The organism is Beijerinckia sp. L45 (genome assembly GCF_009765775.1).
Lineage (GTDB): Bacteria > Pseudomonadota > Alphaproteobacteria > Rhizobiales > Beijerinckiaceae > RH-AL1.
Genome location: NZ_LMUU01000276.1, coordinates 21268 through 28910 on the forward strand (window position 1 = coordinate 21268; position 7643 = coordinate 28910).

The 7643-nt window shown below is 55.6% G+C and carries 9 protein-coding genes; 6 read left to right on the forward strand and 3 right to left on the reverse strand.

The genetic code is table 11. From position 1 onward, the window contains the following. Positions 1-6: 6 nt before the first annotated feature. The 5 genes from GSQ79_RS28285 (at position 7) to GSQ79_RS28305 (ending at position 4489) form a co-directional block, all read left to right on the forward strand. On the forward strand, positions 7-351 hold the full coding sequence (locus GSQ79_RS28285; protein ID WP_158812078.1) for a hypothetical protein: 345 nt from the start codon (positions 7-9) through the stop codon (positions 349-351). Next, positions 351-707 carry a hypothetical protein gene (locus tag GSQ79_RS28290; protein WP_158812079.1) on the forward strand — a complete coding sequence of 119 codons (357 nt, stop codon included), beginning with the start codon at positions 351-353 and terminating at the stop codon, positions 705-707. Before GSQ79_RS28285 ends, GSQ79_RS28290 begins: the two co-directional genes overlap by 1 nt. Positions 708-724: 17 nt before the next feature. Then, positions 725-1828, forward strand: a complete 1104-nt coding sequence (locus tag GSQ79_RS28295) for a hypothetical protein (RefSeq protein WP_158812080.1) — start codon at positions 725-727, stop codon at positions 1826-1828. A 4-nt stretch (positions 1829-1832) separates the two neighbouring features. After that, entirely contained in the window at positions 1833-4163 is a 2331-nt protein-coding gene (locus GSQ79_RS28300; RefSeq protein WP_158812081.1) for a hypothetical protein, read from the forward strand. A gap of 104 nt (positions 4164-4267) precedes the next feature. Then, a complete protein-coding gene (locus GSQ79_RS28305) occupies positions 4268-4489 on the forward strand; it encodes a hypothetical protein (protein ID WP_158812082.1) in 222 nt (73 codons plus the stop codon). 79 nt (positions 4490-4568) lie between these two features. Here GSQ79_RS28305 and GSQ79_RS28310 read toward each other — a convergent pair whose 3' ends face one another. From GSQ79_RS28310 to GSQ79_RS28320, 3 genes are all read right to left on the reverse strand, one after another. Next, positions 4569-5264, reverse strand: coding sequence for a hypothetical protein (locus GSQ79_RS28310; protein WP_158812083.1), 696 nt, complete (start codon positions 5262-5264; stop codon positions 4569-4571). Between the two features lie 133 nt (positions 5265-5397). Next, entirely contained in the window at positions 5398-6057 is a 660-nt protein-coding gene (locus GSQ79_RS28315) for a hypothetical protein (protein WP_158812084.1), read from the reverse strand. 139 nt (positions 6058-6196) lie between these two features. Then, positions 6197-6676 (reverse strand): MucR family transcriptional regulator, encoded by a 480-nt coding sequence (locus GSQ79_RS28320; protein WP_158812085.1) that lies wholly within the window; start codon positions 6674-6676, stop codon positions 6197-6199. A 99-nt stretch (positions 6677-6775) separates the two neighbouring features. Here GSQ79_RS28320 and GSQ79_RS28325 point away from each other — a divergent pair, with 99 nt between their 5' ends. Further along, entirely contained in the window at positions 6776-7381 is a 606-nt protein-coding gene (locus GSQ79_RS28325) for a glycoside hydrolase family 19 protein (RefSeq protein ID WP_246725642.1), read from the forward strand. Positions 7382-7643 lie beyond the last annotated feature (262 nt).

Sequence of the window (7643 nt, forward strand, 5' to 3'; positions counted from 1 at the left end):
TACGTCATGTCGGAAAATTTCATCAGCCTCTACCAAGGCGATACTTGGATCATCCCCGTAAGGCTCACGAACCCCGATGGGACAGCGTTTGATCTGACCGGATATACGCTGGCTGGCTACCTCCTCGTCGGCAAGACCTCGACGCAGGCTACGACCTCAGCTCAGACCGCGACCTGCCTTTACTCGGATGGGCAAGCTCAGTTTGTCATTTCTACGACGGTAACGGCCACCATTCTTGGTGACGGTCCAGGCGCTTCTTTTTTCCTGACCCGCTTCCGCATCGTCACGATCGATCCGGCTGGCAATGATGTGACGCGCGGCGTTGTGAACATCCGCGTGCTGGTGCCCTGATGAGCTGCGTTGTCAGCGAAGCCGGTGACGTTTTGATTACCGTCAATTCCCAGGTCGCGACGCTAACGGTTGCCGACTACGGCTTCGCGCTCGCTGTTTCGCAGGACGTGACGCAGATCGTCTCAGTAGCCCAGCAAGGCCCGATGGGACCAGCTGGTGGCGCAACGACGACTATAATAAATATCGTCGAAGCAAGCACGACCTGGACGCTCGCCCACTACCTGAACCGATATCCGACAGTAACCGTCGTCGATACGGCGGGTGACATGATCTGGGCTTCGCAGGTCTATCAAGATCGCAACACGATCATCATCAATTTCACGGCGCCGACATCTGGCGTTGCCTATTTGAATTAAGGACACCCCCGCTACGAATGTCGCAGAAATTTGGCTACCCGGTAGATTTTACCTCAAACCAGCTTCTAAACCCCGTCATCCACAACCTTGCGGGAGCACCGTCGTCACCAAAGGCCGGACAGCTCTATTACAGCACGGCATCGAGCATCATGTTCGTCTACACCGGCTCGGCATGGCGTCCGGCCGATGCGGCTGGTCTCACCGATGGATCGATCGCGATTGCAGCGCTGGCAGTCAATCCCCTACTCCGCGTCAACCACATAGGGACGCAGCCTTCCTCGACCATCAGTGACCTGAGGAGCACGGTCACCTCATACACGCTCGACAGCTTCGCTGCGGCCGTTGCGGCGATCAATTGCGGATCGCAGCGGGTCACCAACATCGCGCAGGGCACGAACGCCACCGATGCCACGCGCCTTGATCAGGTGCAGGCGCTCATCACGGCCGCGAACCAAGGGCGCATCGACCTGAAGGACCCAGTGCGGGTCTACGCGGCTGCTAGCGGCCTGACCCTCTCCGGTTTGCAGACGATTGACGGCGTGGCGCTTGCTGCCGGTGACCGTGTCGCGGTTGGCGGCATGACCACTCAGAACGCGATCTACGTGGCTGCGGCGGGCGCCTGGACACTGGCGCCGGACTCGATGAGCGGATCGCAGTGGGCCGAGGGTACGGAATTCCTCGTCAACGAGGGCACGGTCTACGCAGGCGCGATCTTCCGGCAGACCACCGCTGGCACCTTGGTGCTCGGGACGACGCCCCTGGTCTTCACACAGTCGTTCAAGCTGAACGTCTACAGCGGCGACGGCACAACGACCACGGTCACCGGCAGCGTCATATCGGTCAACGTCGGCGCGGGCCTCTCGACCGCCAGCGGTGCCCTCGGCATCGACACAACGAGTGTAGTGCGGAAGTTCAACAGTACGATCACCTGCGATGGTGTCTCGACCTCCTACAACGTCGTTCACGGCCTGGGCACGACATGGGTGACCGTCACCGTGCGCGACGCGATGATGAACCTGGAAATGCTCGACAACAATCCGATCAACTCGACGAGCACGACGGTCAGCTTCGGCTACGCTCCCGCGCAAGGCACCACCTACGACGTTCTGATCACGGGCTGAGCCGATGGCCTCGATCTGGACGCCAGCGGCGGCGGGCAATCTCGCGTCGATCCTTAACCTGACGGCGCTCGCGTCTCAGAACCCTGCTGCCGTGGCGATCACGGGCGGCACGCTTTCGAACGTCTCGATATCGGCCACTAGCATCACAGCCAGCGGCAATCAGACGATTGGCGGCACGCTTTCCGTCACCGGAAACACGACGCTCAACGGATACGCCACCCTGACAGGCGAGTATATTTCGACGGGCAGCAATGCGGCATACAATGTCGTTGACCGTTCTGGAGCTGCCTCGGGAAACGGTACCTTTTACCGCTCGGGCGGCATCAACTATCTCTGGGATAATACCGGCGGCAACGTTGCCGGGTGGGACAGCACCACGTTCCACGCCTACGGAAACGCTTCGGTATTAGGCACGCTTGGGGTGTCCGGCACTGCAACGTTTACCGGGCCTGTCATTGCAAATAGCTCTTTGCAGATCGCGGGCGCAGGAACGAACCTGCTAGAAGCAGGAACGGGCGACGGCTCGTCCTTCAGTACCTACAATGTCAACTTGCAGCTTTGGCAGAGCTTGGCGATCTCTACGTACGATGGATCGGTCCACGGCCGCTACGACGCTCGCAGTGGCTTTTGGGATTGTCTCGGCGGCTTCTACGTCAATGGCACGGCTGCGATCGATGGTGGCCGCAACGCCAACTTGGCGACTGTTAATGCATCAGGCAACATTAATACGAGCGGCGGCCTCAACGTCCAGAACACGCTGGATGTGACGGGCAACCAAGTCTACACGACGAATAACGCCACCCTCTACCTCAATTATAATTCATCGGGTGGCATCCAGCTTGGCAGCGGTACGCTAAGCACGAATGGCAATATTAGCTCAGCGAACGCTATCACCGCCTCAGGCGGCACGGGTTTCGTATCTTACACGTCTTCAGGCGTCGCTTTACAAATGGGTTCAAACTCCGCCATTCGCGACGTAACGAACGGCGGAAGCACAATGTACTTCGACGTTTCGGTCGGTGGCGGCACGTATGGGGCGTTCAACTGGCGCAGCACGAACGGCTATACGTCGTTGATGACACTGACATCGAGTGGACTAACGACCCCGCAGAGTATCGGCGCAAGCGGAAACGTGACCGCAGGCAATATCATTCAGGTTGCTGGCAATGCCAGCATGAACTCAAATCAGGTTTATACAAACTCTGGGCCGTTATATCTCAACTATGGTGGCGCCGTTCAGCTTTGTAATACGGGCGGCCAAGCCTACTTCGGCGGAACCATCAATTGTAATGGCGAAATCCAGACCACTTCAGCCAATTCCTATCGATCTGTTTATGGAAACTACGCAAGCTTCTGGCGGCAGGACGGTGGCAACCTCTATCTCATGCTGACAAATTCTGGCGATCAATACGGTAGCTGGAATGGTCTGCGCCCGTTCATGGTCGGTGTCTCGAACGGATATGTTCAGATGCTTAACGGCGTCGAGATCAGCGATACGTTGACGGTAGACAACGTGAATGTCAGCGGTGCGATCGGCCTGACAGGGCGGCTCAACCAAACAAACACTGGCGTTGATGGGGGCCTGTACCTCTCAAACACATCGTACGGCTCGACGCTCAGCATCTACAACGACGGCAATCCCCACATTGAGTCGCTTGGCGCGCAAACGCTTTGGATAAATCAGCGCGTCGCAGCGCCGGTCAACATGAATGGTGGAGGCGGAAGCCTCGCGGTTGGTGGACCTACCACGATCAACAACAATCTGACGGTCACCGGTACCGGCTACATCGCCAACATCGACACGTCAGGTTGGATGTACGGTTTTGCGCAGAGCAGCTACGGCACGCTCGGCCTTCTCGGTTCTCGCAACGGCTGGAACGGCATCACTTTCAACGACAACGCAGGCACCGAAGCTGGCACGTTCATGGTCAGCACAGGATCAAACACTCCGACCACCGGCTTCTACAATGCGCCGACCGGCGTGTGGCAGTGGGGTTTCACTGGCGGGACTATGAGTTGGGGAAACATTCCTGAACGCTTCCTCTCACAGCCAAACCAGTCCCTCAGCACTACCGGCTATCGCGTGCTGCCGGGTGGCATGATCATGCAGTGGACGCAGATGACTGCTCTCAATACGTGGACGTTTCCTATCCCTTTCCCCAATGCCTGCCTTTCAGTCTCAGTGACACCACTCAATGTTGATGGAAGTGCAGCCTATTCAGGCGGAGTGAACAACCTCACGACCACGTCGTGTTATGTCAACGGGGTCTACTCCAATCCGGGCAACTACGGCTCGGCCGGGATTACTACTTGCGTTATCGCGATCGGATATTGATCCGATTTCAATCGATAAATACCCACCAAGACTGATTTACGCAGAGCGCGTCGGCCTTGCGCTCCGCACCCACCCATAAAACCGATCCCTCTTTCAAGGAAAGTATGCAGCTCACCTACACCGTTCTCTCGACCACCAACTTCACCACATCTTCCGGCAGCACCCTGACTGTCAGCATTGGCAACAAAGCGGACGCAACGGTCACCGGACCCGGCATGCCGGTCTTCTCGTTTCCGATCGAGAATCCTCAGGCCTCGGACATTTCCACGTACGCGGTGGGTGCATCGGTCACTCTGACGATCGCAGCGGCCACCGCCACCAGCTAAACACTGCTGGCGTTGCATTTTCGCGTCCCGCATCCTTGATAGGGTGAAGCGGGGCCTTCGGCTTGCATGCATGTATACTTTAGCCTGGAGGCTGCAATGATGACAAAGGTCGAGCCCGAGCTTTGATGATTTCATTGATTAAGCGAGATTTAAAGTAACCATCGGTGACGCTCATGCTTTCATAATTAAAACGGCCATTCTTGTGACGCGAAGATATATCAATTGTGGATTTTTTTTCATTAAAGCATTCGGGATACGAAGCCTGAGCTATTGTTTCCGCAGGCTCCGTCGAGATTTTGGAAAGCTCCTGCGCGTGTTGAACGAGGCAGTGATAGTAGGCAGCAAGAGCCGCGTCCTCCTCCTCCTTTTCCGATTTTAATCTCGGTGCATCTATTTCAGCCTGTCGGCGTTCCGCTGCCATTTCTTTGCGGATTTTCTCGTAGCTGAAAGCCTTTTGCTGCGTTTCGACTATGGTATTGATATACTTGTAGCTGGGGTTTGGTGTGTAAGCGCTATCCTGCAAGCTTTCAGGGGGCAGGCTCGGATCGCATCTGGAAATGACTTCGTTTTCAGCATCGACGGGATACCCATATACGGCCAACTCTCCCTTGCTTTCAACGCTATGCCGGAAGGCGTTTTTAGCTTCTCGATTCACACAACTCTGAAAATTCGGATTGAGGGGCGTGGCTTCGGCGATTGCAGAGGGAGCAAGCTGACAGATCGCAAATCCTATCGCCAGGAAACGCGCTAACCACGTTTTCAAAAGTGGGCGCAATGCCTGTTCCTTCCACTCAATGGATGGCGCTCACTATAATCCAGCCCCAGCGCCAAGCAAACCGCTTGCGAGTGATGGTGGCTGTGACTGGTATGCTTTCTGGCGGGCTGCGCCGACGCTGGCTCTTCCAACGCTACTCTCGGCGCCGCAATCCTTGCGGCGTATACTCAAGCTCTGGATAGGGCGGTCGCTCTAAGGGCGGCAAAGCGAACTGCCTTGTCAACGCGAAATGTGGAAGCTCGATAATTTTTAAGATGGAATGGATGTCAACTTTAAGAGTCCAGAATCCGCTCTCTACCTTCTTGATTGAACGAGAGGTGAACAACACAATAGGTGTGTTTCTGTCGTAGTGTTTTACGCCTTTAAAGTGCGGCGGAACAAGACACCAACCGGAGTCGATTGCACCAAGCAATGTAATATTTGGGTCTTTAACAATATCGAACAACCGGACAACGCCGTGAGCAATATCGTTGCGTCGCGCCGACATACGTTTAATTCTATACAATAGCTCATGAAGGCGACCCTCCAACCCCTGATTACTATATTTTATAAAATAAGTTTCCGCCTTATCATTAAGCTTTTCGAGCCTACCGTTGAAGTTTGAAGGCAGTCCGTAGTCAAGATTTGAACCATCGTCATATGGCGATTTCTCGCAAAGAGCGGAGTAAAGGTGTGCGAGAGAAACCTCGATTTCTTCCCAAGCGATAAGTGCGCGACCTATCGCTGCAAAAAGAGCATCGCCATATTCGTCCCCGCGTGTCGGGATGGGTGGCACATCCCAAGGGTCGTACATCGAGGTATTCTCCGGCGCAGCGTGAAATGCATGGATGCTTTAAGTGCGATGCAGACGCACTTACGAGACCACTATAGCGCTGTCCGCCGATTCCCGCTTTTGGGAAAGCCAACAGTTCACCGACCGCAAATATTTCAGATCAAGCAGCTTTGCGAGGGCGACCACGGCCCTTTGTGGCAGCTACCTTTGCTGCGGCTGGCTTGCGCTGTCTGAGGTTGGCAACACCAAGACCGGATTGTTTAGCCAGCGCCGACCGAGCTGCCGCGTACGCAGGCGCCACCATCGGATAATCGCGCGGCAGGTTCCACTTCGCACGGTACTCATCAGGCGTCATGTGGTAGGCGGTCGCGAGATGGCGCTTCAGCGACTTGAACTTCTTGCCGTCTTCCAAGCAGATGAGGAATTCGGGCGTGATCGATTTCTTCACCGATACAGCTGGTTCCTTTACCTCTTCCTTCACTGGCGTAGCGTTAGTCATCGAAAAAGCTTCATAAACGCTCTTTATCAGCGCTTCGAGGTCGCCGGGCCGTACCGAATTGTTCGACACATAGCTCGCCACCACGTCCGCAGTCATAGACAGGTAGTTGGTCTGCTCAGCATTTTCAGTTGCTTCAGTCATCGGACGCCTCGGCTCGAAAGGATGTGCGAGCGTTCAATCTTGTTTCGGGCATAAAATCAACCGCCATTTAGTTGTTGATGCGCGCGAATAAATAGCTGTGTGATCGATCGCCCATTCTTTTTCTCTGCAATCCGGCCAAAGCTCTTTTCTTCCCTGACGCAAGATCAGGTGGATGGCTTTGACCAGCTAATCGACGTATGGGAACAGTCCTACTCGACGAGCCCGATTGCATATTTGGCCTACTGCCTCGCGACGGCCACGTGGGAAACCGGCCGCACGATCCAGCCTATCGAGGAAGTCGGCAAAGGTCGCGGCACCGCCTATGGGCCTACAGGATTTTGGGGACGCGGATACGTTCAGCTGACCTGGGAAGCCAACTACAAAAAGGCTGGCACCGAGCTTGGCGTCGATCTCGTCGATAATCCCACGCTGGCGCTCGACCCAATCATCGCGGCGAAGATCATGTATCGCGGCATGCTCGACGGTTGGTTCACATCGAAGAAGCTCAGCGACTACATCCCGCACGATCCCGTCGAAGCTCGCCGGATCATCAACGGCACCGATCACGCGCAAACGATCGCCGGATACTATGACGTGTACTTGTCAGCACTGAAGGTCGTCACCGCGCAATCGCCGACAACATCTTCAGCACCCGTGACGACATCTTGGTTGTCGCGCATCACCTCGGTTTTTAGGAAGACATAAATTATGGGCGGCAGATTCTGGCTCCGTATATCGGGCAGCGAAACTTATCTCTTTGCAACTTTTATTACAGTGTTGGCGCTGATTGGCATGTTCACGGGCAAGCTAGACTACAACGCCGGGCTCGGGATCATAGCCACGATGGGACTGGGATCGTGCATCCACCGTTCGGTGAGCGGCGCCATCAATGGTCCTGACGATCACTGCGACCACGACGGGGGTGGGAACTGATGTTCGTGTTCCTTATACCGATCGCTGAGTGGTT

Bases quoted from the DNA above. Each gene is read 5' to 3' on its own strand.
- GSQ79_RS28285 (WP_158812078.1), top strand. From the start codon at position 7: ATGTCGGAAAATTTCATCAGCCTCTACCAAGGCGATACTTGGATCATC.
- GSQ79_RS28290 (WP_158812079.1), top strand. From the start codon at position 351: ATGAGCTGCGTTGTCAGCGAAGCCGGTGACGTTTTGATTACCGTCAAT.
- GSQ79_RS28295 (WP_158812080.1), top strand. From the start codon at position 725: ATGTCGCAGAAATTTGGCTACCCGGTAGATTTTACCTCAAACCAGCTT.
- GSQ79_RS28300 (WP_158812081.1), top strand. From the start codon at position 1,833: ATGGCCTCGATCTGGACGCCAGCGGCGGCGGGCAATCTCGCGTCGATC.
- GSQ79_RS28305 (WP_158812082.1), top strand. From the start codon at position 4,268: ATGCAGCTCACCTACACCGTTCTCTCGACCACCAACTTCACCACATCT.
- GSQ79_RS28315 (WP_158812084.1), bottom strand. From the start codon at position 6,057: ATGTACGACCCTTGGGATGTGCCACCCATCCCGACACGCGGGGACGAA.
- GSQ79_RS28320 (WP_158812085.1), bottom strand. From the start codon at position 6,676: ATGACTGAAGCAACTGAAAATGCTGAGCAGACCAACTACCTGTCTATG.